Raw genomic sequence first — 26,254 nt, 5'->3', positions numbered from 1 at the left:
ATTTATTACCAACCAAATCATAATGTTTTACTCATGATAAATGCTATAGATTGCTGAGAGTGGTGAGTGAATGCGGTTTCTTTAAATTTACTCATCCCGTTTGCTTGATAAAAATTGACTGCGGAATGATTTTCAGCCAGCACATCTAACCATAATAGACGGTCCCCATGCTGTTTAGCGAGTGATTCTATTTGGTTAAATATGCTTTTTCCATTTCCTTTACCAGTTGCAGTAGGTAAAAAATACAGTTTATTTAACTGAGTGCCTATGATGGATTCATTAGTGATCGCTGCATGATACGTTAGTTTTACTATGCCTATTGGTTGAGTATTCTCGATAATAAACCAATCAGTATCCGGTCTGCTAATATCATCAATGATTTTGTGCGGAGAGTATTCATGATAAAGATAACTGGCTAATTCATCGGCATGTAACCATAGCTTAGCAAAGTGGTAAAGGTAGCTTTCCATACCGATATTATAGAGCAGCGTGGCATCTTGTTCTGTGGCTTTTCTTAGTATAACTTCCATAAAATATCTTATTATTTAGTGTATTAAATACTAGATGCTAAGAATAGCAAGCATCTCTTTGCTTTCTTCATCTAACCCTATTTCTTTAAAACCAAAGGATGAATAAAAGGATTTGGCAACCGTATTTTTAGGATTATAGCAAATCTCGATTTCTTGCAATGATGAGGCTCGCTTGATTTCAGCCAAGGCGAGTTTCATTGCTTGGCGTCCTATTCCTTTGTGTTGATATTTTTGATCGACCATAAAACGCCAAATAGCTATTTTTGTGTCTGAGGCAGGTACCCACATAAAAAAACCAACAGGATCATCATCGAGGTAAATAGCCCTAGTAACATACTCTGGATTATAGGCAGCCTCAAGCAAAGACCATGTATTTGAAGCAACAAAGTCTTCTTGTTCTTCAAATACATCGAGTAAAGATATAGATTCGTAATTTTCTTTTGTTATTGGGCGTAAATGAATATTCATTATTTTCTCCTTGATGGAGTATCAAGTTTATACAATTGGTTATATGTTGCCTACCGGAGGAGCGATATAGCGCATTTTTAGCGCTAAAAAATGAGACAGCACTATCGTTATTTGAGTGTATTTAAAGGGCTATAGTATTTCTTACTAATAGTTTTATTATGGGTAAAGTTTTATCGCGGGAAGTAATGTTGTTGCATTCTATTTTATTGGTGCTTTTTTATTTTTATATATTGGTAAGTAACCGATTATTCATTTATTAGCGAAAATAACAGATACAATAAAATGAGATAAAAATAATAATGACTGATTTAAAGGTAAGGTCAGTCAGTTTAATTTAAATATAATATCAAGCTAATAAAGCATATTTAAAATATAGCTAGATTATACAGAGATTATCAGAGGGGAAAGTATAGGAGGAAACGGTGCTATAAAATGCACCGTTTTTCCATTAATTGTTAATCGTTTTATTGATTTCTGGGTAAGCAAATAGGGCAGGAGCACCGCCAGTATGGATAAAAAGAACGGGCGTTTTTTCATCTGAATTTTCTAGATAATTGAGCAAACCTGCCATGGCTTTTCCTGTATAAACCGGATCTAATAAAATTCCCTCACTACGAGCTAATAGGGTGATAGCATTCAGTCCTGCTTGATTTGGCATACCATACATAGGTTCAAAGAAACCATCCCATAGTTGTACTTCAGGCACTTTTAAAATTGCAAATAACTCAGCTAATTCACGCTGAATTTTTTCCACTTTAGGCGCTTGCTCCTGCTTAAATCGTGACACTGTCACGCCGATGACCTGAGAATGAGGTAATAACTCTTGTAAACCGATAGCCAGTCCAGCATGGGTTCCCGCACTACCTGAAGCGACAATCACTTTCTCAAATTCGATTTCCAACGGTTTCTGTTGAGCGATTTCAATAGCGCATTGAACATAACCTAATGCACCAAGCGCATTAGAACCGCCTACAGGCACGATATAAGCATCTTCTAAAGCTAGAGTTTGAATGAGTTCTTCCATTTGAGCTTGAGGGTCTGTTAATGCCTCACACATCACAGATTCAGCCCCAAATAGGTTAGTCAGCAACTTATTGCCGTTATGCAAGAAATTATGCTCATCACTTTGAATCGGGTTTTCAAGTAAGGCAATGCACCTTAATCCATACATCGCGGCAATTGCTGCTGTTTGGCGAACATGGTTAGACTGAATTGCTCCTGCGGTCACAATGACTTTCGCTTTTTTCTCCAGTGCGTCAGCAATAAGAAATTCCAGTTTACGAAGTTTATTCCCTCCCATTGCAAGAGGAGAAATATCATCACGTTTAATGAAAATTTCACGACCATATACACGCGATAAATTTTCAAGACGCTGAAGAGGCGTCGAGGTTTTATTCAAATTCAACTTGGTGAATTGGGCTAATTTTTGTTGTAGTGACATGTTAACTTCCTTGGAAACTAATGTGAAAAACCTAAGTATAGATAAATAGCGAGTACCATACTTGCTGTAACTAACGCATAAGGCATTTGTGTACGAATATGTTCGATATGGTCGCAATCTGTAGCCATTGAGGCGACAATCGCATCTGCTGAAATGGGGGACGTCATATCACCAAATATTGAACCAGAGATAGCCGCACCGATCATATATTCGATAGGCATATCAATGGATATACCGAGTTGTACACCAATTGGGATCATGATGGCAAAAGTACCCCATGAGGTGCCTGTTGCTAATGACATGATGGCGCTAATGATAAAGATGAAGCCGACAGAAAAACCAGGGGCCATCACGCCTTGCGTAACGGTGGCAATATATGTACCTGTATTTAGTTCTGCTGAAACATTTCCCATTAAAAACGCTAATATCATAATAGAACTAATTTTTAGCATGTTGGCATAACCAATAAATAACTCGCGAAAGAAACTCTCAATATTCAGTAGTCGGCGAGCGATAAACCAACAGAAAGAGACCACAGTACCAAACATAACTCCCCAGTAAACAGATGTGGAACCACTTCCTTTACTAAAATCACCATCACCAGTGATGTATAAAGCCACTGGAACCATCAATACGGTCGACAGAATTGGGATAAAAAAGTTGAATACGGAGTGTGTATTAGGATGGTCAATAATCTCTTTTTCGTCTTCTATTTGATTTTTTTGCGAATGAATACCTGTTGCGTGGTTGGCTTGATAACGCATTTCCGCTTTTTTCATTGGCCCCCAAGAGATATTGGTAAAAACATAGAATAAGATCGTTATAAGCGATAACCATGCCATTAAGTTATAACCTATTGATGTAATTAAAATATCAAAAGGTTCGCCACTAATCAGTCCTTGTGAAATTTGGACGCCAATCAATCCCATAATCACAGCTCCCCAGCCATTGATAATGGCAGAAGAGCAAACAGAGACACAGGCGGTTTGGATGATGTATGACATTTTTTCAGGCGCAACCGCATATTTATGCGCTAGATTCTTCGTGGCAGCACCAGCAACCAACTGATTAATTGAGCTTTCTATGAAAATCAAGGAAGTAATCACAATCGCCAAGAGTTGCGTCGTAACCCGATTTTTGACTAATTGCGTTCGATTGGACAATAACTGAACTAAGGCTCGGACGCCTCCTGTAATAACGACTAGGCGCATAATGCCGCCGATCATTACCATGAATACGATAGTACGAGTATTGCCTGGCGAGGCGAATGTATCAATAACGCCGTCGACTGTTCCCCTGATACCCAGCAAGATATTGTGGTCGTTAATCACGGTAAAACCAACGAGGATCCCCAACATCAGTGACAGCATGACTTGACGAGTGAATATCGCCAATAGAATAGTTACGATGGGAGTAATGATTGTCCAAATGCCATAGTCTTGCATGTATTTACCTATTTGCAATGAATTTTTATTTTAAAATTATAATTGTTGAAAAATCATAGCACTAATAGGGAAGTTTATTGAATAAATAACTGCACATACTCTGCGTTTTATAACGAAAAATAGGCATAAATTTTAAAATAAGGAGAAAAACAGGCGGGAAGTAGGTAAAAAAACCATTGAGAAATGGCTTTTTTACCTTAAGTAATTATCAAAAGCTAGTTTAGGTTTTTCCACTCGTCATATGTGATACGGCTGAGCTCTTCTACTTTGATTTCACCAATTAATTCAATATATTGAGGCTCAAGAGTGCCATAATGAACAAATCCACATTTTTCTTGAGCGATTTTAGACTGTTCGTTACCTTGAAAATAGCCGCACCATAAATTATCGAGTTTTAAGTCGTTAAAACCATGACGCATAACTTCGCGAATCGCTTCTGGAATCAAACCTTTCCCCCAAAATGGAACGCCAATCCAATAACTCACTTCGGCATCGTTTTCACCAATGGGGAAGTTGCTTTCTGAGCCAATTGATAAACCGATTAAACCGATGGCACGGTTATCTTCTTTTAGTGCAACAGCATAAATCTCATCCCGCATAAAAATATTTTTGATGATATCTAAGCTTTCTTCAACGCTCTGGTGTGGGGGCCAACCGGCAATAGGTCCAACGCGTTCATCTTTAGCATATTCATATAAGTCCGCTGCGTCGTTTTCTTGCCAAGGACGTAAAATTAATCTTTCTGTATGCAATATCATTTTTTTATCTCCTAAAATCTAAATAAGTGAACGCTATTTTAGGTATTTTTTTGATAGATATAAGCGCAAAACCTCGCTATTTTAGGTACTTTTAACAACTCATTGCTCTTTTTATACTGGACGTAACGATTAATGCGTAGCTTAGTGAACCATTCGTATCATGTCCCTCAAGTTGCCAGCTTGGGCGAAACGACATTTGATAAACAACTGTTAATGCCGCTTGTTACAGCTTATGTAACCGTGTTGATTTGCAAGCGAGGAAGCGCCATTTTTAACATTAATTTCAACAAATATGTTGTAAAAGCGCATGATATTGTTGTGTTGTATGACGATACGTTCGTCATGCTACAGCAATGTTCACGCTCAGCACTGTTTGACTATATTTTGCTTGAAAAAGCCTTTGCCAGTGATGTTGCATTTCAATTGCCTAATCCGTTGTTTGCGTTTTTCAATGAATCGCCAGTACTTCATGTCAAGCAAGAAGATTGGAAGTCATTACAACAATGGCAAAGGTTATTGAGTTTTATTATTCAGCAGCAAGGGGAATATGCCACCTTGATGCTCTGTAATCATGTGCAAAATTTCTTTTTAATGATTGCGAATAAAATGCCTCAAACACCGCTTAAGCAAAAAGCACAGCAGAGCCGTAAAGAGCAGCTGTGTTGGCGTTTTTGGGACATGATTACTCAGTATTGCAAAGTGCACAGAGAAGTACAGTTTTATGCACAAAAATTAGCAGTAACCCCCTTTTATTTATCACAGATAACCAAGAGTTTTTTTAATGATACTCCTAAAGCATTGATAGATAGACAAGTTATACTGGAGATCAAAGCGCTATTAGGGTCTGGGAATAAATCAATCAAAGAAGTGGCGGTGTTATTAAATTTTGAAGATACCTCTTATTTATGCCGATATTTTAAGCGACACACAGGCGTGACATTATCGCATTTTAGGAAAAATCATGGCTATGACTGAGATATGTCATTAGATTGCTTCAATTTGTGTAGCATGTTTTTTCACAAAATCAATAAAGCATCGTAACCTAGGTGAAACGGCTTGGTTGCGATAATAAACAGCATGAATGGGCTGCCTTACTCTGTCTGTTTGTTCTGTTAATACTTGAACCAGTTGACCTGTTGAGAGAGCTTCATGGCTCACGAAATCAGAAGAAAGCAGTATCCCACAGCCTTGAAGCGCTAATTGAAATAACACTTCACCGCTGGATGCTGACATATCTGGCGTTATTTTAAGTGGCGTGCCATCCGCTTTGTTTATTGGCCAGATATTCAATGTTTCCGGTGTGGTAAAACCTAATAAACGATGGTGATGTAAATCATCAATCGTGTTGGGCATGCCGTATTTGCTAAGATAAGCAGGGCTGGCCAACAGCCGTTTCTGACTATAACCAATTAATGTTGCATTAAGTGATGAGTCTTTTAATTGACCAATACGAAAGGCGACATCCGTTTTTTTCTCTAGCAGATTAGTGACACCTTCAAAATTGGTAATTTCTAACGTAATTTGTGGATATTGCTCACTAAATAGTGGCATCAAAGGCGCGATAACTCGAGTTAAAAAAGGAGTCGAAGCATCAACGCGTAATTTTCCAGAAGGGATAGTTTGACGTGCGGATAACATTTCCTCGGTTTCTTGAGCAAGTTGAACTATCTCTCGCGCTTTTTGCAAAAATGCACAACCTTCATCACTGAGCTTGATCTTACGTGTTGTACGGTAAATTAGGGTGGTTTGTATTTTTTCCTCTAGTCGAAGAAGCAACCTACTTACCGTTGATATGGTCATATTCAGCTGTTCGGCAGCTGTTGTCATAGAGCCGCAATCAACGACACTGATAAAGACTTGTAACTCTTCAAATGTCATCTTCATTTTTGCAATTCCAACAAAAGTTTTTCTTACCTTAATGGCTTTTTCAAGACACATCAATATGAAAAAATCACGCATCTTTAATGTATTCAATAAAATGAGACAGTTATTCGTAAGGTCAATCTATGAAGATCAATACAGCACTATTAGCATTATCAATAGGTGCATTTGCTATCGGTGTGACTGAGTTTTCGCCAATGGGAATGCTACCTTATATCGCCGATAACCTGAACGTGACGATTCCTTCCGTAGGCTCAATCGTGATGATTTATGCATTGGGGGTGATGGTTGGAGCCCCTATCATGACATTAGTATTAGCTAAATATCCCCCTAAATATGCACTCGTTTTTCTTATGTCCATCTTTACGCTCGGTAATCTGTTATCCGCGATGTCGCCTGATTTAGTGACGCTGTCACTTTCTCGGCTGGTTACTAGCTTAAATCATGGGGCCTTTTTTGGATTAGGGGCATTAGTGGCGGCGAATGTTGTTCCTCCAAGTAAACAAGCCAGTGCGATTGCGGCGATGTTTATGGGATTGACGATTGCAAATATAGGCGGAGTACCATTCATGACCAAACTGACGCAAGTGATTGGTTGGCGGCCCGCTTTCTTTGTCATATCAGGGTTGGGGCTGATGACCTTGATCAGTTTGATCCTAGCGTTACCTCGCCATCTATCGGGTCAAACAATACATGTTCGCGCTGAATTACGTATTTTACGCAAACCTCAAGTGATGCTAGGAATGCTGAGTACCGTGTTAGGTGCAAGCGCTATGTTTACCTTGTATACCTATATCACGCCAATGCTAATGCAGTTTATTAACGCATCTGACCAAATGATTACCTTTATGTTAATTATTGTTGGGATAGGGTTTACGGTAGGAAATTATCTCGGTGGATTATTTGCAGACAAATCGTTGTATGGAACATTATTTGTTTTCTTTGGTATGTTAGCGCTCAGCATGGCAATCTTTCCTATTATTGGCACAACGACGATCGGTGCAGGGTTTGGGCTAGTATTTTGGAGTATTTTTAGCTTTGGTGTGGTGCCTCCTTTACAAATCTTAGTGATGAAAGCAGCACAAGGAGCGCAAGCTTTAGCGTCTTCTGTGAATGTGGGGGCATTTAATCTTGGTAATGCCATTGGTGCGGCGATTGGTGCTAGCGTATTATCATTTGGCTACGATTATTCAACGGTAAGCTATATGGGAGCTTTAGTCGCATTACTCGGTACTGTCGCCTTATGGCTTAAAATACGCCAAAACTCACGAAAAGAAGTTTGTCAGCCAGCTTCCTGTCTGTGTGATTAATCGGACTAAAAAGCAAGAGATGGAGTTTGTTGCCACCTGATCAGTTTAATAATGGCGGTAACACAGGGCAGATTGGAGTATGACAATGACAGCAACAAACAAATGGTTAAGTGATGAAGCGCGTTGGCAAGCAATTGTCGCCCGTGACAAAGCGGCGGATGGTCATTTTGTTTATGGTGTTCGTACCTCAAGAATTTACTGTCATCCCTCGGCGGCGGGGCGTTTACCCAAACGAGATAATATCGAATTTTTTGATAACGAACAGCAAGCGATAGACAAAGGTTATCATGCGGGGAAACGTAGTCGTAAAGAGGCTGCTCAACTTGAACAATTTTATCAGGAAAAAATAGCCCAAGCTTGTCGATATATTGAGCAGAGTCATACGACGGTGAAGTTAGATGAACTTGCCGCAGTTGTAGGGGTCAGTCGTTATCATTTTCATCGTTTATTTAAAGCGCAAACAGGGCTAACCCCGAAGGCGTATGCGGATGCGCATCGTCATGGCAAATTGCAGCAACAGTTACAACAACAACCACGTATTACGGATGCTATTTATGATGCGGGATTCAGTTCTAATAGTCGATTTTACGAAACGGCAACGGAACGCTTAGGCATGACGCCGAAAGCCTGGAAAGCGGGAGGCGATGGCTCAATCATTTATTTTGCATTGGCGATGTGCTCGTTAGGCCATGTTTTGGTGGCTCAAAGCACAGTGGGGGTTTGCGCTATTTTACTGGGGGATGATCCTGAAAAGCTGTTACAAGACTTAGAAGATAAATTTCCTCAAGCTGAATTAATAGGTGGTGATAGCCAATTTGAACAACTGGTTGCGAAAGTGATTGGGTTTATTGAAGCGCCTGAACTTGGCTTAAACTTGCCTTTAGATATTCGCGGCACTGCGTTTCAGCAGCGGGTATGGCAAGCATTGCGTACGATCCCCGTTGGCTCAACAGTGAGTTACAGTGACATTGCAAAGCAAATTGGTCATCCGAAAGCTATTCGAGCGGTTGCTGGCGCGTGTGCGGCAAACATGCTTGCGGTTGCGATACCTTGCCATCGTGTTGTACGAACAGATGGATCGTTGTCAGGCTACCGTTGGGGGATAGAACGTAAGCGTAGCTTGCTAAACAAGGAAGCAATAAAGAAGTAATGAGTTTAATAAATAATCACTCAGAAAAATTGTTTGCCATAATTATATCCTGTTAACACTTTTTCAATCTGATATGGGCAAATGACCTATTGTAACGATCGTTCGTTTTGTATGTTTTCTTCATTTGAAGCAACATAGTGAAAGGAATTTAAGATGGTTACAAGCATTTATAAAGATTTATCTCTGGCTCCTTCAGGCGAACAAAAAATTGCTTGGGTTCGTGCGCATATGCCACTTTTGCGCGCTTTAGAAGCGCGTTTTAGTGAAGAAAAACCTTTTGCAGGCAAACGCATTGCCTTGTCGATTCATTTAGAGGCGAAAACGGCTTATCTCGCGCAAGTGTTTGCGGCTGGTGGTGCCAAAGTGTCTGTGACTGGCAGCAATCCAATGTCAACGAAAGACGATATTGTGGCTGCACTTGTCAAAAATGGTATTAATACATTCGCTATTCATGGGGCGAGTGGTGAAGAATATCAACAATTTGTAAAAGAAACCTTAGCCTGTGAACCTCATATTGTTATTGATGATGGCGGTGATTTGGTTCATGAGTTACACAGTGTGTATCCAGAATATGCGAATCATGTCATTGGCGCATGTGAAGAAACAACGACGGGTGTATTAAGGGCGATAGCGCGTGAGAAAAGTCATGAACTGAATTTCCCTGTCATCTCTATTAATGGTGCGCAATCCAAACATTTATTTGATAACCGTTATGGTACTGGCCAATCCACATTTGATGGCATTATGCGAACAACTAACCTAGTGATTGCGGGTAAAAAAGTTGTTGTTGCAGGCTATGGCTGGTGTGGCAAAGGCTGTGCTATGCGTGCAAAAGGATTAGGTGCGGAAGTCATTATTACTGAAATTGATCCGATCAAAGCACTTGAAGCGAAGATGGATGGTTTTGAAGTGATGACCATGGAAGCAGCATCTCCATTAGGCGATATTTTTGTGACCGCTACGGGTTGCTGTGATGTATTAACTGAGGCGCATTTTAGTTTAATGAAAGAAGGGGCGATTATCAGTAACACAGGCCATTTTGAAGATGAAATAGACTTGAAAGGCTTACAAGCATTAAGTGTTTCGACGTATGAGGCTCGTCAAAATATTGATGCGTATTGCTTAAAAAATGGTCGTACTGTTTATCTGTTAGGTCGAGGTGCATTAGTCAATATCGCCTGTGCAGATGGTCATCCGGCTGAAATTATGGACATGAGTTTTGCTTTACAAGCATTAGGTGCAGAGTATTTGCTTAAGCATGATCTTGATAAGAAAGTGTATGCTGTTTCTGATGAAATCGACAGTGAAGTGGCTCGCTTAAAATTACAAGATATGGGTGTCACTTTTGATGCTCTTAGTGACAGACAATATCAGTATTTGAACGCCTTCGAACTGAAATAAAAATAGTCGGAGAACGCTAATGTCGATACTGAATAGCCTTTTAGGTATTGCTGTCATACTGTTGGTTGCATACCTTTGTTCTAATAACCGCCGTAGGATTAGCCTACGGCTCGTTTCTATCGCACTATTAATGCAATTTACGTTTGCATTTTGCATGTTATATCTTCCTATTGGAAAACAGGTCATGATGTGGATGGCTGATAAAGTCACTGCATTGTTAGACTACACACAAATAGGGACTCAGTTTTTATTAGGTGGCTTGGCAACAGACAAGATGTTTGATTTGCTTGGCGCTGATGGGTTCATCTTTGTGTTTAAAGTATTACCTGTATTGGTATTCTTATCTGCGTTATCTGCATTGTTATTCCATGTTGGCATTATGCAAAAACTGATCATTTTGATTGGTGGTGCTTTGCATCGTTTATTAGGCACATCACGTGCAGAATCGATGTCATCCGCTGCAAACATTTTTCTTGGTGTTACAGAAGCGCCACTGGTGATCCGTCCTTATTTGAAATATTTATCTTCCTCAGAGTTTTTTACTATTTTGGTCGGAGGAATAGCATCAATTGCTGGCACCGTACTATTAGGTTACGCGCAATATGGTGTAAAAATTGAATATTTATTAGCGGCATCCTTCATGTCTGCACCTGCTGGTTTATTGTTTGCGAAGCTGTTTTATCCTGAAACTAAGGAAAACAGTGATAAGCATACGAGCGCTAACTCGATGAAAGAGGAAAAGTCAGAATACCGCAATAGTATTGATGCGGTGACTCAAGGTGCTAGTGTTGGGGTCAGTATGGCGTTAAACATTGCAGGTATGCTATTAGCGTTACTGGCAATTATCGCGATGTTTGATGGCATAATGATGTGGGCGACGAGCTTTACAGGCCATGAGATTTCGCTGACTCAGCTGATTGGTTGGTTATTTTCACCAGTGGCTTGGTTATTAGGTGTCGATTGGACTGAAGCACAGTTTGCAGGACAGCTACTAGGGCAAAAAGTACTATTCAATGAATTTATTGCATATGCTAATCTACAGCCTTATTTAGATGGTTCAATTCTCCCAGCTACCGGAGAAGCCTTAAGCGTGAAAACACAAGTCATTCTTTCATTTGCTTTGTGTGGTTTTACGAATATAGGCACTATCGGTATTGCGATAGGAGGAATTGGTGCTATGTGTCCAGAACGTCGGGGCGAATTAACCAGTATCGCATTTAAAGCCTTCGGTGCGGCAATATTAGCTAACCTGATGAATGGCGCAATTGCTGGATTAATTTTAGGTTAATAATGGTAGGTGGCATATATGATGGATGAAACGCCTTTTCGCGAATTGTGGCTCAAGTTTAGTGAACAAGAACTCCTGCCCGATGTTGATTGGTTATTTCGTCATGCGCCACCTTCCGTCAAAAATACGTTTTGTACAATTCATCTGCAAGAAGGTTACAAGTTAATCCATCAAGGCACCGATAATAAATACACTTACATTATTATTGAAGGCGAGTTTGTCGTGAATAAACTTGCTGATAATGGTAAAGAGCTTGCACTTACCTTCTGTTATAAGGGGGAGTTTCTTGGTGAGATGGAAGCTCTTTGTCAACAAACAGGCTATCGCTATGATGTTATTGCATTAACAGATGCGCGAGTTATCCGCATTCCCTCTGACAGCTTTTTAGTTTGGCTATCTCAAGACCATCGTTTATCCATTCTTTTAAACCGTCAATTAGCAAAACGGTCATTAATTAATGGAGAACAACGGTTAATGACAGCCGTTGACTCTATTGAAAAGAATCTCCTGTATATTTTAACCCAACTATCCAGTCATCAAATTCGTTTACCAAGAGAAACGTTAGCTGCAATTTTAGGTACATCACGCCGTCATTTAGATAAAGTTTTATTTAAACTCAAGGAGCAGGGGGTGATACAACAAGAAGGCCCAATAATTTTATTAAGCTCCCGTTAATCTATAGACTAAATTAAATTTCTATTTTTGTATGGACAATATTATAAGCATGCATGCAGATTAGTTTAAAAATAAACTATATCAATAAGTTGGTTTATATTTTATATGCTAATACTATTTATCTGTTTAGTTTATATTTTCTGACCTTTATATTTTTCATATTTTTTGCGATTCTTAAAATTATGATAAATTTTCTTTATTAAATAAAATAATTTTTTGGCTATCCAGATAATCGCAGTGACTAAGATAAATGAAGGATAATGTTTGCCATTTCTATTATGTTCGTATTCCATATTGCGTTCCTATGCTGTATGTCTATTTTTAGATTGGCATAGGGAATAATGTCAAAAAAGTGACAGATATTATTTTTTGCATAATACAGATCAAAAAAGAACAAATCTGTATTACATTACCGCAATAGAGAAACGGTGAAAGGGCTGGAAGATGTTACTGTACAAGCAAATCGCGCAGACACTACAAGAAAAAATTTATCGGGGGGATTTTTTGAGTGGTGAAAAACTGCCTTCAGTAAGGGAAATTGGGCGTGAACATGCGGTGAGTTTAACCACGGCTCAGCTTGCGTACCGTGAACTTGAAAAGATGCAGTTGATTTACGCGGTCCCTAAATCAGGTTACTTTGTCATCCCAAATAAAAACGAAGCTCTATTGCCTAAGGCTGTCAATTATATACAAAAGCCAGTTCAGATTGCTCAATGGAACCCAACTATTGATTTTTTGCGTGTAGAAGAACGTGATAACGTTACTTCGCTATCTTGCGCGGTACCTAATATTGAAAGCAAAACGTTGGAACCGTTGTGGCAAGAAATCAACATGATCAGCCGTCGTAAAAATAGCTTAGTATTAGAGTATGATTGTTTACAAGGATTGCCCGCTTTACGCGAGCAAATTCACAGTATTTCTACTCATAAACCGTCATTCACTCCAGATGACATCGTGACGACGACTAGCGGTCATCAATCAATATCATTATCTATTCAAGCTTGTACACAAGGTAATGACGTTATTGCGATTGAGTCACCCGCCTTTCCAGGGTTATTACAAACTCTGTATGGGTTGGGCAGGAAAATTATTGAGATCCCAACAGACCCGCAAACAGGGATTAAACTGAAAAGGGTACAAGAGGCTTTTCATCATTGGCCTGTGAAAGCTATTGTCGTCACACCCACCTGCAATAATCCTATGGGCTGTTCTATGCCTGACACACATAAGCAACAACTATTGGCGTTGGCAAATCAGTATGGTGTGACAATCATTGAAAATGATGTGCTTGCTGGATTAGCTTACGAATATCCACGCCCAGCGACAATACAATCATTCGATAGTGAAGGTCGGGTGATCCTTTGTAGCTCGTTTTCTAAAACCATTGCCCCAGGGGTCCGTACGGGGTGGGTTATACCGGGTAAATACAAAGAAAAAGTCATGCATTTAAAATATTTATCTCATTGCTCGGGGGAAATATTTATGCAACAAGTAGTCGCTAATTTTTTGCGTGAAGGGCACTATTTTCCGCATTTACGCTCTATGCGACAACATTACGAGGCGTTACAAAGCCAGTATCGTGAGTTAGTGGAAAGCTATTTTCCACCGATGACGCGGATTTCTCGGCCACAAGGTGGATTTTCTTTATGGATTGAGCATCCACCTGTCGATAACCGTAAATTAATGGATGTCCTAAACCGAAATAAAGTGATCGTGCTTACAGGAGAACATTTTTCATCGGCAGGATGTTTTACTCATCATTTACGAATTAACTATGCATTACCATTGATTCCGAGACGCCGTAATGGGTTAAAGATATTAGGTGAGACATTAAAATTAGCCAGCTTATAGTGTAACCATGAGATTGCACCTTGGTCGTGATGGGGTGCAATTATTTTATTTGACGCTAAATGTTGTCTTCGATAGACTCATAACCTCTCCCAAATTCTATATCGTCATTTCCCTTTATTTCTGAACACCTCGCTTTTTGATATCGCGTCAAAGTCTTTCATTATCACTATTAACGTCTTGTTTTAACTCTACATTTAATCATTTTTGCTTATATCTGTGACTGAACGTCAGCAGAGAACGGGGTGTTTTTATTTACGCAAGAGAATCCTATGCAATCGAACCGTTATTTATTATTAGTTTTTGCAGCCGCTGTTTATTTAGTCGGCACAACAGAATTTATGTTATCGGCGACGCTAACGCCGCTAGCGGGGGTGTTTTCCGTTACTAGCGCACAAGCATCTTGGCTAATTTCAGCTTATGCGCTGACTTATGCGGTTAGTGCGCCAGTATTAGGTTATTTTTCTGACAGAGTTGAGCGGCGAAAATTACTGTTAGTTGCTATGTTTCTATTTGCAATAGATAGTCTAGCCATTATTGCTTCTCCAAACTTCACGATAGCTCTGCTGTTTCGTATTTGTGGTGGCTTAGCATCAGCAGCGATTGTGCCAACTATTTTTTCCTTAATTGCGGATATCTTTCCTTCTCGCCAGCAGTCCTCTGCGATGGGAACGGCAATGATTGGTATGACAGTGGGAATTGTTACGGGCCCAGTGTTAGCCGGTGTGTTAACAGAATATTTAACATGGTATGCACCATTTATCATGACGACGCTCGGAAGTCTGATCGTTTGGTTTTGTGCATGTAAAATACTTCCTTCTTCAAAACAAATTCATGCTTTGAAAACACAGGGCAGTTTTCAGTGGCTACGTAATACTAAAATTACCCATTTTATTGGTGCAAAAGCATTATGGAATGGTACGGCCGTCAGTATTTTTTTATTATCAGGGGAAATATTACGACATAAATTTGCAATAGATAGTGCATTGATTGGTCTTGTTATCAGCGCGTTTGGTGCTGGTTTATTTATAGGTAATTTGCTTGTCGGTAAATTGAACAATTTATTATTGAATGATAGTCAACGGTTATTACTCGTAATTTCAATGATGGCGATTGCGGTGGCAACGTTTATTTTTGCCTATTTTCCATTAATAGCTCATACACTATGCTTAGTGATTTGGGGCAATTTTCTGGGGATGGCTGCACCACTCAGTACAACAATAATCGCGACTCGAAGTGGTGAAAATAAAGGACAAGTGCTAGCAGTATCGGAAAGCTTGAATAATATAGTGCTATTTTCAATGTTACCCTTATTGTCATGGTTATTGATGAACTATGGAATACTAACCATGGGAGCGATGAGTATTCTTGTATTAGTCATTTCAATAATGATTTGTGGATTTGATGCTAAACGTCCTGAAGCGTAAGGTAATTGGTGAAGTGGTTATCGCTTCACCAACGATTATTACTGTGTTTGTAATAGACGATGTTGTCTCACACTCATGCCTCTGAGCATACTCATCCAAGCAAGAACAGTGAAGATCATCAAGATGATAAAAATAGCTTTAGGCGGTAATTCAGTGAGGACAATCCCTGTGATCATGGGGTTAAATGCACCACCGAGTAAACCCAGTGCTTGAGCAGAAAAATAGCTTGATTTCATGCCTTCCGGAGCAATGTTATCGATAAGCATGTATTCACCTGGTGCATAAATAAGTTCTCCCAACGTAAAAATAAATGAACCTAACGCCCATAAGTACAAGTTTTCACCCGCTTCCATAAATGTGGCTAAACCAGCGACAAAGAAGATAGTCCCTATCGTCATGTAACGTTTAAGGTTATCAGGCGTGAGGCGTTTGCCTACCATATATTGTAAGGTGACAACCACGACGGCATTCACAGGGAGTACAACGCCAATAACGGCTTGTGCAAACTCACTGTTTGCAACAGTAATCACATATTGTGACATCCACGTTGTAAAAGAACCAAACACGAGAGAACCGAGAAAAGTCGATAGAATAAACCACGCAAGCGCTCTGTCATGCAGCATTGCTGCGGGGTTCCAAAGGTGTTTTGTTTCATCGTGATGAGAAACAGGTTTTACACTCTGTACATAACGTTGGATAAAGAAAATAGGAACAGAAGCAGAGATAGCAGCCAACCAGAAAGGTAAATTGATATTATACATCAATAACCATGTTCCAAGTGGTGGCCCAATTGTCCAACCAATATTTAAAAAAGTATAATTAAGTGAAAATACTTTCGCTTTAACGGAAAGGGAGAGTGTATCTGAAAAATAACCTTTTAATACTGTCGAAAAAACAGAATAAGAGCAGTTAATGAGCGAAAAGAAAATAACCACTAATACAGCATGATTAGATAATGGGATAGCAATAAAACCGCAAATAAAGGCGATAACAGCAAGGAGCATACAACGTTTTTTATCAACTTTATCGGCCAAAATACCAAAACCCATGCTGAATAAGACACCGACAGTCAGCGCTAAAGACATCGCAACACCAACGATATCAATCGCCATTTGATATTCGCGTGTTAGGTAAATTGCCATAAAGGGCAATGTTGCACCACGTCCAATGGTTAATAGCAGTGAAGAGCAGAGTAAAGCGCTATTTGAAATATTTGATTTAGACAACATGACTCACGACCTAGCGTTATAATTGTTATTGAGTTGTAGCACTGACTGTTAACGTTATAAATTACCGAATTTTGTGATGACAGGGAATGGGGGAGCAGCAACAATCGCTAAAAAAGATAAAAACAAAATATTCCCTTATACCTATCTCGTATTCGGATTTTTAAAATAGGGTATAGGGGGAATAACATCATATTTATAGTGTAATACACTACTACTTTTATATTGGCTGGATGGTATTAATCGATAAGCTATTAAAACAAAGATGACAAGGGTGAAAATATCTTCACCCCTCAGCATATTAGCTTATTTAGGGATATAGACTAATAGGCGGTTACTTTTTTCAATGTCAAAAGTTAGGGAAGAATAATCATAATCGGCTATTTTTCCTTGATAGACCAGCTCCCGCACTCCTGTGCATGGCTGGTATATTTCGTGTTTATTCCAAAGCTGGCTAAATAATGTGGATTGTTCTGTTAATATTTTAATGAGCTTTTTGATATTAGGATCATTTTTAGTGCGAGCATAATCACGGCGGAAGCTTGCCAGTAATTGCTGTGCCACTAACGGCCAATTTGCGAACCGTTCCTGATAACGTTGATCCATAAATAATAAATATAGGAAATTACAATAATAAGGTTCCGCCTCAGAGAAATGGAAATAATCGTCTGCGCGAGGGTTATAAGCCAGTACATCCCAATGAAGATTGAGTACATAACATAAATAATTTTCAGGGAAATCAGCGATCAGTCGAGAAATAGCAGAGGGAACATGGTGCTCGGTCTTGGCGGTTGCGATAGGTTCCCGATTATGGGTTAACAAATAAAGATGCTGGCGCTCTGCGCTATTTAAATGCAGAGCTGCTGATAAATTGTCGAGAAATTGTGTGGATACACCAATATCACGGCCTTGTTCAAGCCATGTATACCATGTAAGCCCAACACCTGCCAGTGCCGCGACTTCTTCACGGCGTAACCCTGGTGTTCGACGCCGAGAGGTTCTCGGTAAGCCAACCGATTCAGGAGAAAGACTTTCACGTTTTTGCCTTAAAAAATCAGCAAGTTCAGGTCGGTTACGTTGTTTTTCTTTCATAGCCTATTGTCTTTAGTAATAGTATAAATGGTTAAATTGTACCATGATAATTTTCTATTTATAGTCCTCATTCTTTAGTCATCTGAATGAGAAGATTATGAATCAGCAGCAACGTATCGCTCTCTTTGTCTTATTATTGGCAGGGTTTGTAACAATTTTTGATTTATTTGTGGTGAATGTTGCCATAGTTAGTATTCAACAGTCATTGAATGCTAATTTAACCGAACTAACATTAATCATTGTCGGTTATGAATTGGCCTTTGGCCTATTGCTAATTACTGGCGGGCGCTTAGGTGATATTTATGGTAAAAAGTCCTTATACCGCACTGGCATGGCATTTTTTACTATCACATCTTTATTTTGTGCACTTGCGCCGACAGCGACATTATTAGTTATCGCTCGCTTCTTGCAGGGGTTGTCTGCCGCATTACTTTTCCCACAAGTATATGCCAGTATTCGATTAAATTTTAATGAATCTCAGGCTAAAAAAGCCTTCGGTTATTTAGGAATGAGTTTGGGATTAGCGGCCATTGCAGGGCAGGCGTTTGGTGGTTGGTTAATCACATTAAATCTATTTGAACTCAATTGGCGAACTATTTTTCTTGTTAATGTGCCGATAGGTATTCTTGCTATTGCCTTATCTCGATTCTTACAGGAAGGAGAAAAAAGTCGAGTTGATTTAGATTGGCGTGGCGTTTTCTTGTCAAGCATGGGTATTTGTTGTGGGTTATTACCGTTTCTCATGTTACCCGTGTGGGGCTGGTCAACAGTGAGTTCACTACTGTTTTTATGTGGCGTATTGATGTTAACGTTGTTTGTTCGTCATGAACTGAGGATGGAAAAACAGGAAAAAGCTCCATTGTTAAGTATGCGTATTTTGCGTCATCGATCTTTTGTTATTGGTTTATGGGTGGTCATGAGTGTTTATGCGACTTCATCCGCATTTCCTTTAATGTTGTCTTTGTTACTTCAGAACGGAATCGGGTTAACGCCTTTTTTATCAGGCTTAGTTTTTGTTCCAGCCAGTGTTGGTTTTGTTATTTCCTCATTACTCACGCCCCATTGGATAAATCGTTATGGTGAGCGAATTGTATTTTGGGGAGCCGTATTTTATGGGGCTAGCTATATATTATTACTGACCGGTCTCTATTGGTTTTCATCAAATCATTCAGTGGTATGGCTGAGTCCTATTCTGCTGGCTATAGGCTTTACTCAAGGAATGATTATGACGCCAATGTTGAACCTAGTTCTTGCGAAAGTAACATCCCAAATGGTAGGGCAAGCTTCTGGTTTTACGGCGACATTACAGCAAGTTGGCGCCGCAATAGGCGCAACAGCAGTATCAGTGATCATGCAATATGGCTTAACTCATTTCTCATACCAATTACCCTTTGAACAACTTAAAAATGCGGTTAGTTTGGGATTAGTGTTTAACTTTTTAATGGCGGTCTGTGCGGCGGTTTTATTATTAAAGATTATCGGCAAAGCGACAATGAAAGAGCTTCCAAAGCATCCGTAAAAAATAAAAAGCCTTATACAAATAGTATAAGGCTTAATGCATCATAATGAATTAACGGAATTACAGTAGATCACTGGCATCGTGGCGTTCACGAACTTGTTGAGCAGGATCACCTTGCAGACGGTTAACACGGCGTCCACGTTGTACTGCTGGACGAGCATAGATTTCATCAGCCCAGCGAAGTAGGTGTTTATATTCATGAACACTCAAAAATTCACCCGCATCGTATTGCCAGCCTTTAACTAATGCTCCGTACCATGGCCAAATCGCAATATCCGCGATGGAGTAATGCTTACCTGCAATATATTGATTATTGGCTAAACGTTGGTCGAGTACATCAAGTTGGCGCTTAGCTTCCATTGCAAATCGATTGATCGGATATTCGAATTTTTCTGGCGCATACGCATAAAAATGCCCGAAACCGCCGCCCAGAAAAGGAGCCGACCCCATTTGCCAAAATAGCCAAGATAAGGTTTCCGCCCGTTCAGGCTGTGTTGTGGGTAAAAATACAGAAAATTTTTCAGCAAGATAAGTCAATATTGAGCCAGACTCAAATATTCGTATCGGTTGCTCACCACTCCGATCGACGAGCGCTGGAATTTTCGAGTTTGGATTGATTTCTACAAATCCTGAGCTGAATTGGTCGCCTTCACTGATATTAATCAACCAAGCATCATATTCTGCTTCTTTAATCCCTAGCTCCAGTAACTCTTCCAGCATAATAGTCACTTTTTGCCCGTTAGGAGTCCCTAACGAGTAAAGTTGTAGAGGGTGCTTCCCAATAGGCAGGGCTTTTTCATGTGTTGCACCTGATACAGGGCGATTAATATTCGCAAATTTACCACCGTTACCTTTTTCCCATTTCCAAACTTTAGGAGGGGTATAGGTTGAATTATTCATTTTTATCTCCAATTCGTTAGCTTGCTACATTGAGTAAGTACCGAGTTATTTATAAAGACGCAATATAAATACGGCGGCTGATTTCAGGTGTAATGTCATGATGCTCACCCAGCGCGGTCATGCCATTTTTGATCAAACTTTCTACTAAAGGTTCAATGACATCTTGATTCAAATTGTAATCGCTGAAGCGCGTTTTCACATTCATTCGTTCAAAAAACTCTCGAGTGAGTTCAATGGCACGAATAGCCTGTTGTTCTTCAGAGCCTTCATGAATACCCCAGACTTGTTGTGCATATTGCACAAGTTTAGCCTGTTTTTGCGGGCGTTTTTCGAGCAACATAGACGGTAATACAATCGCAAGAGTTTGCGCGTGATCTAACCCATATAATGCAGTAATTTCATGTCCTAACATATGTGTTGACCAATCTTGTGGCACGCCAACACCGATAAGACCATTTAATGCTAAAGTTGCAGTCCACATTAAACTCGCACGCGTATCGTAATCATGTGGGTTAGCTAAGGCTTTAGGGCCGATATCAATCAGCGTTTTTAATAAGCCTTCAGCGAAAACATCTTGTACAGGCGCATTCGCTGGATAGGTTAAATACTGTTCCATCACGTGAACAAAAGCATCAATGACACCATTACTGATTTGGCGTGGAGGGAGAGTAAATGTCTTTACGGGATCTAAAATAGAAAACTGTGGATACACAGTATCATGCATAAAAGCACGTTTAGAATGTGTTGCTTCACGGGTAATTACAGCGTTTTTATTCATTTCTGAACCTGTTGCCGGCAGTGTTAACACAGTACCAAAAGGCAACGCGGTATTCACTTTTTCACCGCCGCTAGTGAGAATGTCCCAACTATCGCCAGAAAAATTTGCAGCAGCAGCGACAAATTTAGTTCCATCAATGACTGAGCCACCACCGACAGCCAATAAATAGTCATAGCCTTCTTGATGAATTTTATCGACGGCTTTGATTAAGGTTTCATAGCGCGGATTGGCTTCAATACCACCAAATAGGCCAATTTGACGGTTACCTAATGCTTTTTCAACCTCATCTAATGTGCCTGTTTTACGAGCGCTTTCGCCGCCAAAAAGGATCAAAACTTTGGCTTCTTTTGGCACCAATCTATTCAATTCAGCGATTTTACCTTCACCAAATACAATACGTGTTGGGTTATAAAATTCGAAATTTTTCATAGATAGACCTTATTTCAGCATGGAACAGGGATATTTTTTTGCCTTGAACAACTGGGAAAAAGGCAAAAACATTAAAAATTATTAATGTATTAACTAGCTTAACACATTATACAGACATAATTAGATTATGTATTATCGCAAGGTGTTATTTGTTATAAATACATGTAACTATTTATTTTTTATATCAATATCAAGAAGTCGCTTTATACAAGCGAACGGAGAGGGATTTTGATACAAGGTGAGGGAATTTACCTGATCAGCTAAGGAAGGCTTATGATCCCAATACATAAATATCACCACAAGATTAGTAATGAATATCATGAAAACTTAACCCCTTCTACAGAACAGAAATGCATTCATAGTATAGAACGACTCGTAGAAGAGGTTAGCCGGAATACAGGTATAGTATCGAGCCATTTATCTCCATTACATCAAGTTGCAAAGGAACAAGATTGTATTATTGGTATCCGCCCTGTTGATCGTTTTGCAACACAGCTGATTGCTGCGGGTAATCCAACAAAGGGCTTTCATATTAAAGGTAAAAGTGCTTCATGGGGGGCACAGGCAGGGTTAATTTGTGTCGACCAACGTTTTAGCAAATTAGAGAATAAATCAGAACAACAAATTGATAAATATAACGTTTTTGTACGTGATTGTATTGAAAAAGGACATTCTATACCGGTACCGCTTGAAATAACGGAGGAGCGGTTACAAACCTTATTACAGTTGGGGGCGATTCATCAGCTTAGTTTCGAAAACTCACAAGGTATTAGGCACTTTACTGCTGAAGGACCGAGTCGACGCAATTATCAATTTGAAGCTAAATGGCTACCACAACAGCAGAAATACCGTATTTATTTTGAAGGAAAAACACTTGAAGTGTTGGCTTCTGTTCAAAACTTTGTTCCTATTACTGCTGATTATGATCTGTTATTGATTGGCCCACATATGCGATATTTTGGTTCTCAAGATAGGGTACCCGTCCCTGATGTCGCACATTCAATATATAAACAACGTATTGAAACATATCAAAATTTACCTAAAGACTCAAACCTGAGACAAGGTTACATGGATGAAACTCATTTTTATCAGAATGAAGATCGTGAGGTAGGTAATGCCTCACCACGGGCAAAGGAAATGATCTCGTTGATCAATAAAGCGCTGGTGGGAGAGGCCGAAAAAGTGGTCCATCATAGTGCAGATGCGACGAATCCAATGACTGAATTAGAGGCAAATTTTCCCGCCACTTTTGCTTTACCTAAAAAGATAGGGCATTTTGATGAGTTATGCATTATCGCCAATAAAGAGGAATTGGCGGAATTGATAACAATAGCCAAAGAAGAAGGTTACCACATCAACATTAATCCTTTGTGGAAAAATGAATTACCCTCAGTCAGACGTCCAAGCTTTGAATACGCTAAACGTAGACTCTCTATGGTTAATTTAAAATCAAAAATCACTCATTTTTAAATATGAATTTAGATATGTTTAAACAATACCTTAGAGACATTTACATCATATATTTACTCACATAACACAAATTTTTTTGACAAACGGTTAGGATATGATCTACATTTAATTCATTCAAATGAATGAAATGAGGTTTTTATGAAAAATACGATGATCCCAAATACATTTTCTATTAATGAACGAGATAGAAGGTGGAACCTTGCACGTCAAATTATGCAAGCTAATGGTCTTGAAGTCTTGATGGTATATGGTGATAGGGAGTCTGCGGCACCAGCACCATTTTGTATCGACCATTATTTTACCAATGACCGATTAGGATCGGTTGTTTTGTTCCACCTTGATAAGCCGCCAGTCGTGGTTACTTTTGCTCCCATGATGGTTGCTGACCATATGCAAGCAGCCATGCGTGGTGATCTACAGTGGATTTCACCTGAACAAATTGTTGTAGGTAAAACAGGGCGTAATATTGCACAAATATTAATTGATTTAGATATCTCATCCAACGCCAAAATAGGTGTAATAGGCTTAGAGCCATACCCTCCTTTCTATTTTGATGGGGCAATGCCATTTAATACCTTAACAGAAATTAAAAAAAGGTTACCCAATATCCATTTTGTTCCCGTGTATAAACAATTTTTCCAGTTAGCTTCTGTTAAAAGTGAAGAGGAGTTAGCGCATATTCGGCATGCTGCGATGATTGGTGAAGCGATGAGTGAAGCCATGCGTGCAACTGCAATTCCGGGGAATACTGAAGCCGACATTGCAGCTGCTGTGACATCGACTTGTTTATCTATGGGAGGATTTACGGCTGAAATCTTAATGGGTTCGGGCCCTGAATATATTGGTTGGGGACAACCCGCGTGGCAATATCGTTCACAAAAACCTCGTGAAATCCAAGAGGGTGATATTGTTTTAACAGAAATATTTGCTTTGTATGGCATGTATGAAACTCAACATCAAGCCGCTGTTGCTGTCGGTAAAGTTCATCCTAACGTCGAAAGAGCCGCCGAAGTGGCACGTGAGTGCTATGAAATTGGTATTGAATATTTGAAAGAAGGGGTTACTTTTGGTGAGGTTGTCGATAAAATGGAACAACCTTTATTAAAATCAAAGGGTTGGCACGTGCATCCATTGATTCATAGTATTAATCCTTATGGGCCAATTGGTTTCGGCACAGCGCCTGGCATTGAATCACTGCCTATTGCACAAAAGTATCGCCAATTAGAAAGGTTACCTAATCCAGGCAGAGAATTAGTACTAAAAGCAGGTATGACGTTTGCGTTTGAACCTAATTGCGCCTTTGGTTATCATTTATGTAATTTAGGCGGAACCGTCGTCGTTGGCAAAGAAAAAGGCATTGAATTAAATACTAATTCCACGTATTTGATGCGAGCCGATATTTAACCCATAAGGTCACAGCGGGATATGACAGAAACGAATAAAAATACGCTTTCTTCTGAGCTAACCAAAGAAAAATTGATAAATGAAGGCATCAAATTATTTGCTCTTCATGGAATTGCCGGGGTAAGAACTCGTCAGTTAGCTGACAATGCAGGGGTCAACCAATCAGCCATTCCTTATCATATGGGAGGAAAGTTAGGGGTCTATTCCGCTGTCATTCAAAAAATTGCGTCCGATCTTGCGGCTGCGAGCCATCCTCATGAATTTGATCGGGCTTTCACGAAACTGACACAGCAGTCATCCAGACAAACAGAAGAAGCCAATGCTTTACTGCATATGTTAATCAATGGTCTTGGAAATGCGTTGTTACAGCCAGCGCATAATTATTATTCGGTATTGATCTTAAGGGAGCAGCTTGAACCGACAGAGAATTACCAAATTATTTATCGTGATTTTATTGAACCATTTCATATTCGGTTATCAGGATTGATTCAGTTTATCACTCAACTGGATGAACAGACTGCAATTATTCGTGCACATGCAATGATTGGTCAGGTCTTAGGTTTCGTCGTGGCGAAAAGACCGTTATTGAAAAGGTTGAATCAAGATAACATTGACCAATCATTACTTGATGAAATTTTACAGCAAATAAGTCTATTAGCGAGTAGGGCATTACGAGTATAAAAAACAGTTATCATCATACTCTCTATCATGGTGACTGTTGTTATTACCTGTCCATGATCAATCATTGGTTTACTATCATTCCCATAAATTCTGATTAATGGGTATAATGGCGCTTATTGCTAAGTCATGGAGTTTAGTTGTATGAGGCGTTTTATTAGGATGGAGCTTCCTCCTGAGCCTATGATTAATGGTAAATGCGTAAGAAAACGCCTCAAAAATAGTGTTTGTGATAGTTGTGCACAGGTTTGCCCTGTTGAGGCGATTACTTTGGGTTCCATGAGTGCTGCTATTGATAATCAACTTTGTTATCAATGTGGTAATTGTTTGTTTTCATGCCCCGTTGATGCAATCGATAATATCGATCCTCATGAACGCTCCTATCATAATAACCGTTTAGTCATTAGCCATGATGAGCCATTAGCTAGTATTGAAGAGTTATTAGTGTGGCATAAGCAATATCAGATTAATGGCATAGAAATTGCTGAACCATTAGTGGATAAGTGGTTACCAGTACTTGCTGCACTGAATGTAAAACTTAAACATCTTCAAGAGCCTGTCTGGCAGCTAGTGGTGACTGAAGCGCCTGAAGTTGATAGTGGGCGACGTTCATTATTTTTTCGACAAAAATTAGACGAAAACCCATTAAGTAAAGGTCAAGTCAGAACCGGTCTTAATGCGCGTAAGCAATTTTATCCGCAAGATAGTTGGTTCCAGATTGAGTTAAATGCAGAGAGTTGTATTTTATGTGGTGCTTGCGCAAAAGTTTGTGATGAACAGGCTATTAAATTAGAAAATAATCAATTTATTTTTGATGAGAAAAAATGCACAGGTTGTATGAGTTGCCAAGTGGTATGCTTTCCTCAATCCATTGACGTCAAACCCTTTGTGGCAAAAGATAATCAAGCAAGAATATACCATTATTACGATGGTCAATGCGAAAAATGTCGACTCTCTTTTTTAGCTTGGCAACCAAATGAGCGTTTATGTCCGATTTGTGCACAGCATAAAAAGCAGGGTTGGTTATAAAGTCGGGGTATGCTTAGATTGCCTTATACATTTTTGCGTTAAAATCTTAGCTTTCTATTTCTTCGCGAATGGCTCGGCTTTAATGCACTGTATAACGCATTAACTAG

General features: G+C 39.5%; 24 protein-coding genes. 13 read left to right on the top strand and 11 right to left on the bottom strand.

From position 1 onward, the window contains the following. Positions 1–17: 17 nt before the first annotated feature. The 5 genes from ACWPW6_RS09895 to ACWPW6_RS09875 all read right to left on the bottom strand — a co-directional run bounded on the left by ACWPW6_RS09895 (position 18) and on the right by ACWPW6_RS09875 (position 4,642). Positions 18–530: a GNAT family N-acetyltransferase gene (locus tag ACWPW6_RS09895; RefSeq protein WP_154624132.1), complete on the bottom strand. Its 513-nt coding sequence runs from the start codon at positions 528–530 to the stop codon at positions 18–20. Between the two features lie 30 nt (positions 531–560). Next, the gene (locus ACWPW6_RS09890) at positions 561–998 is read right to left on the bottom strand and encodes a GNAT family N-acetyltransferase (protein WP_154624133.1); all 438 of its coding nucleotides are present in this window, start codon (positions 996–998) and stop codon (positions 561–563) included. Between the two features lie 448 nt (positions 999–1,446). Then, positions 1,447–2,439 carry a D-cysteine desulfhydrase gene (locus ACWPW6_RS09885; RefSeq protein ID WP_154623563.1) on the bottom strand — a complete coding sequence of 331 codons (993 nt, stop codon included), beginning with the start codon at positions 2,437–2,439 and terminating at the stop codon, positions 1,447–1,449. 17 nt (positions 2,440–2,456) lie between these two features. Beyond that, on the bottom strand, positions 2,457–3,884 hold the full coding sequence (locus tag ACWPW6_RS09880; protein WP_154623562.1) for a Na+/H+ antiporter NhaC family protein: 1,428 nt from the start codon (positions 3,882–3,884) through the stop codon (positions 2,457–2,459). Positions 3,885–4,099: 215 nt separating this feature from the next. Beyond that, on the bottom strand, positions 4,100–4,642 hold the full coding sequence (locus ACWPW6_RS09875; protein ID WP_154623561.1) for a GNAT family N-acetyltransferase: 543 nt from the start codon (positions 4,640–4,642) through the stop codon (positions 4,100–4,102). Between the two features lie 132 nt (positions 4,643–4,774). Here ACWPW6_RS09875 and ACWPW6_RS09870 point away from each other — a divergent pair, with 132 nt between their 5' ends. Beyond that, positions 4,775–5,617: a helix-turn-helix domain-containing protein gene (locus tag ACWPW6_RS09870; RefSeq protein WP_163861742.1), complete on the top strand. Its 843-nt coding sequence runs from the start codon at positions 4,775–4,777 to the stop codon at positions 5,615–5,617. Between the two features lie 9 nt (positions 5,618–5,626). On the opposite strand, the gene ACWPW6_RS09865 is transcribed toward ACWPW6_RS09870, so the two are convergent. Beyond that, positions 5,627–6,526, bottom strand: a complete 900-nt coding sequence (locus ACWPW6_RS09865; RefSeq protein ID WP_249998753.1) for a LysR family transcriptional regulator — start codon at positions 6,524–6,526, stop codon at positions 5,627–5,629. Between the two features lie 122 nt (positions 6,527–6,648). On the opposite strand from ACWPW6_RS09865, the gene ACWPW6_RS09860 reads away from it, so the two are divergent. The 5 genes from ACWPW6_RS09860 to ACWPW6_RS09840 all read left to right on the top strand — a co-directional run bounded on the left by ACWPW6_RS09860 (position 6,649) and on the right by ACWPW6_RS09840 (position 12,347). Next, positions 6,649–7,833, top strand: coding sequence for an MFS transporter (locus ACWPW6_RS09860; protein WP_249998752.1), 1,185 nt, complete (start codon positions 6,649–6,651; stop codon positions 7,831–7,833). A gap of 85 nt (positions 7,834–7,918) precedes the next feature. Further along, positions 7,919–8,983, top strand: coding sequence for a bifunctional DNA-binding transcriptional regulator/O6-methylguanine-DNA methyltransferase Ada (gene ada, locus ACWPW6_RS09855; protein ID WP_249998750.1), 1,065 nt, complete (start codon positions 7,919–7,921; stop codon positions 8,981–8,983). 153 nt (positions 8,984–9,136) lie between these two features. Beyond that, the gene (locus tag ACWPW6_RS09850) at positions 9,137–10,384 is read left to right on the top strand and encodes an adenosylhomocysteinase (protein WP_154623557.1); all 1,248 of its coding nucleotides are present in this window, start codon (positions 9,137–9,139) and stop codon (positions 10,382–10,384) included. 19 nt (positions 10,385–10,403) lie between these two features. After that, positions 10,404–11,672, top strand: coding sequence for a NupC/NupG family nucleoside CNT transporter (locus tag ACWPW6_RS09845; protein WP_154623556.1), 1,269 nt, complete (start codon positions 10,404–10,406; stop codon positions 11,670–11,672). Between the two features lie 18 nt (positions 11,673–11,690). Continuing rightward, positions 11,691–12,347 (top strand): Crp/Fnr family transcriptional regulator, encoded by a 657-nt coding sequence (locus ACWPW6_RS09840; RefSeq protein ID WP_154623555.1) that lies wholly within the window; start codon positions 11,691–11,693, stop codon positions 12,345–12,347. Between the two features lie 131 nt (positions 12,348–12,478). Here the strand turns inward: ACWPW6_RS09840 and ACWPW6_RS09835 are convergent, their stop codons facing one another. Further along, positions 12,479–12,640 (bottom strand): hypothetical protein, encoded by a 162-nt coding sequence (locus ACWPW6_RS09835; RefSeq protein WP_167520920.1) that lies wholly within the window; start codon positions 12,638–12,640, stop codon positions 12,479–12,481. A 151-nt stretch (positions 12,641–12,791) separates the two neighbouring features. On the opposite strand from ACWPW6_RS09835, the gene ACWPW6_RS09830 reads away from it, so the two are divergent. Beyond that, complete coding sequence (locus ACWPW6_RS09830) at positions 12,792–14,198, top strand: aminotransferase-like domain-containing protein (protein ID WP_163861734.1); 1,407 nt, start codon at positions 12,792–12,794, stop codon at positions 14,196–14,198. A gap of 269 nt (positions 14,199–14,467) precedes the next feature. Beyond that, positions 14,468–15,622, top strand: a complete 1,155-nt coding sequence (locus ACWPW6_RS09825; RefSeq protein WP_249998749.1) for an MFS transporter — start codon at positions 14,468–14,470, stop codon at positions 15,620–15,622. A gap of 38 nt (positions 15,623–15,660) precedes the next feature. Here the strand turns inward: ACWPW6_RS09825 and ydeE are convergent, their stop codons facing one another. Both ydeE and ACWPW6_RS09815 read right to left on the bottom strand, forming a co-directional pair. Beyond that, the gene (ydeE, locus tag ACWPW6_RS09820; protein ID WP_154624252.1) at positions 15,661–16,851 is read right to left on the bottom strand and encodes an efflux MFS transporter YdeE; all 1,191 of its coding nucleotides are present in this window, start codon (positions 16,849–16,851) and stop codon (positions 15,661–15,663) included. Positions 16,852–17,154: 303 nt separating this feature from the next. Then, positions 17,155–17,940 (bottom strand): helix-turn-helix transcriptional regulator, encoded by a 786-nt coding sequence (locus tag ACWPW6_RS09815; protein WP_154624251.1) that lies wholly within the window; start codon positions 17,938–17,940, stop codon positions 17,155–17,157. 97 nt (positions 17,941–18,037) lie between these two features. Between ACWPW6_RS09815 and ACWPW6_RS09810 the strand changes: the two genes are divergently transcribed. Then, on the top strand, positions 18,038–19,459 hold the full coding sequence (locus tag ACWPW6_RS09810; protein WP_249998747.1) for an MFS transporter: 1,422 nt from the start codon (positions 18,038–18,040) through the stop codon (positions 19,457–19,459). A gap of 60 nt (positions 19,460–19,519) precedes the next feature. Here ACWPW6_RS09810 and yghU read toward each other — a convergent pair whose 3' ends face one another. Further along, positions 19,520–20,359: a glutathione-dependent disulfide-bond oxidoreductase gene (gene yghU, locus ACWPW6_RS09805; protein ID WP_163861722.1), complete on the bottom strand. Its 840-nt coding sequence runs from the start codon at positions 20,357–20,359 to the stop codon at positions 19,520–19,522. A gap of 49 nt (positions 20,360–20,408) precedes the next feature. After that, on the bottom strand, positions 20,409–21,566 hold the full coding sequence (locus tag ACWPW6_RS09800) for an iron-containing alcohol dehydrogenase (protein WP_154624248.1): 1,158 nt from the start codon (positions 21,564–21,566) through the stop codon (positions 20,409–20,411). 273 nt (positions 21,567–21,839) lie between these two features. Between ACWPW6_RS09800 and ACWPW6_RS09795 the strand changes: the two genes are divergently transcribed. The 4 genes from ACWPW6_RS09795 to ACWPW6_RS09780 all read left to right on the top strand — a co-directional run bounded on the left by ACWPW6_RS09795 (position 21,840) and on the right by ACWPW6_RS09780 (position 26,147). After that, positions 21,840–23,036 carry an anthrax toxin-like adenylyl cyclase domain-containing protein gene (locus ACWPW6_RS09795; protein WP_154624247.1) on the top strand — a complete coding sequence of 399 codons (1,197 nt, stop codon included), beginning with the start codon at positions 21,840–21,842 and terminating at the stop codon, positions 23,034–23,036. A 138-nt stretch (positions 23,037–23,174) separates the two neighbouring features. Continuing rightward, positions 23,175–24,440 carry a M24 family metallopeptidase gene (locus ACWPW6_RS09790; RefSeq protein WP_154624246.1) on the top strand — a complete coding sequence of 422 codons (1,266 nt, stop codon included), beginning with the start codon at positions 23,175–23,177 and terminating at the stop codon, positions 24,438–24,440. Between the two features lie 21 nt (positions 24,441–24,461). Next, positions 24,462–25,121: a CerR family C-terminal domain-containing protein gene (locus ACWPW6_RS09785; protein WP_249998746.1), complete on the top strand. Its 660-nt coding sequence runs from the start codon at positions 24,462–24,464 to the stop codon at positions 25,119–25,121. Positions 25,122–25,262: 141 nt separating this feature from the next. Next, the gene (locus ACWPW6_RS09780; RefSeq protein WP_154624244.1) at positions 25,263–26,147 is read left to right on the top strand and encodes a 4Fe-4S binding protein; all 885 of its coding nucleotides are present in this window, start codon (positions 25,263–25,265) and stop codon (positions 26,145–26,147) included. The last annotated feature ends 107 nt before the right edge of the window (positions 26,148–26,254 follow it).

Source organism: Providencia sp. Marseille-Q8014 (genome assembly GCF_965112055.1).
This window is presented reverse-complemented; position numbering and strand designations above follow the sequence as displayed.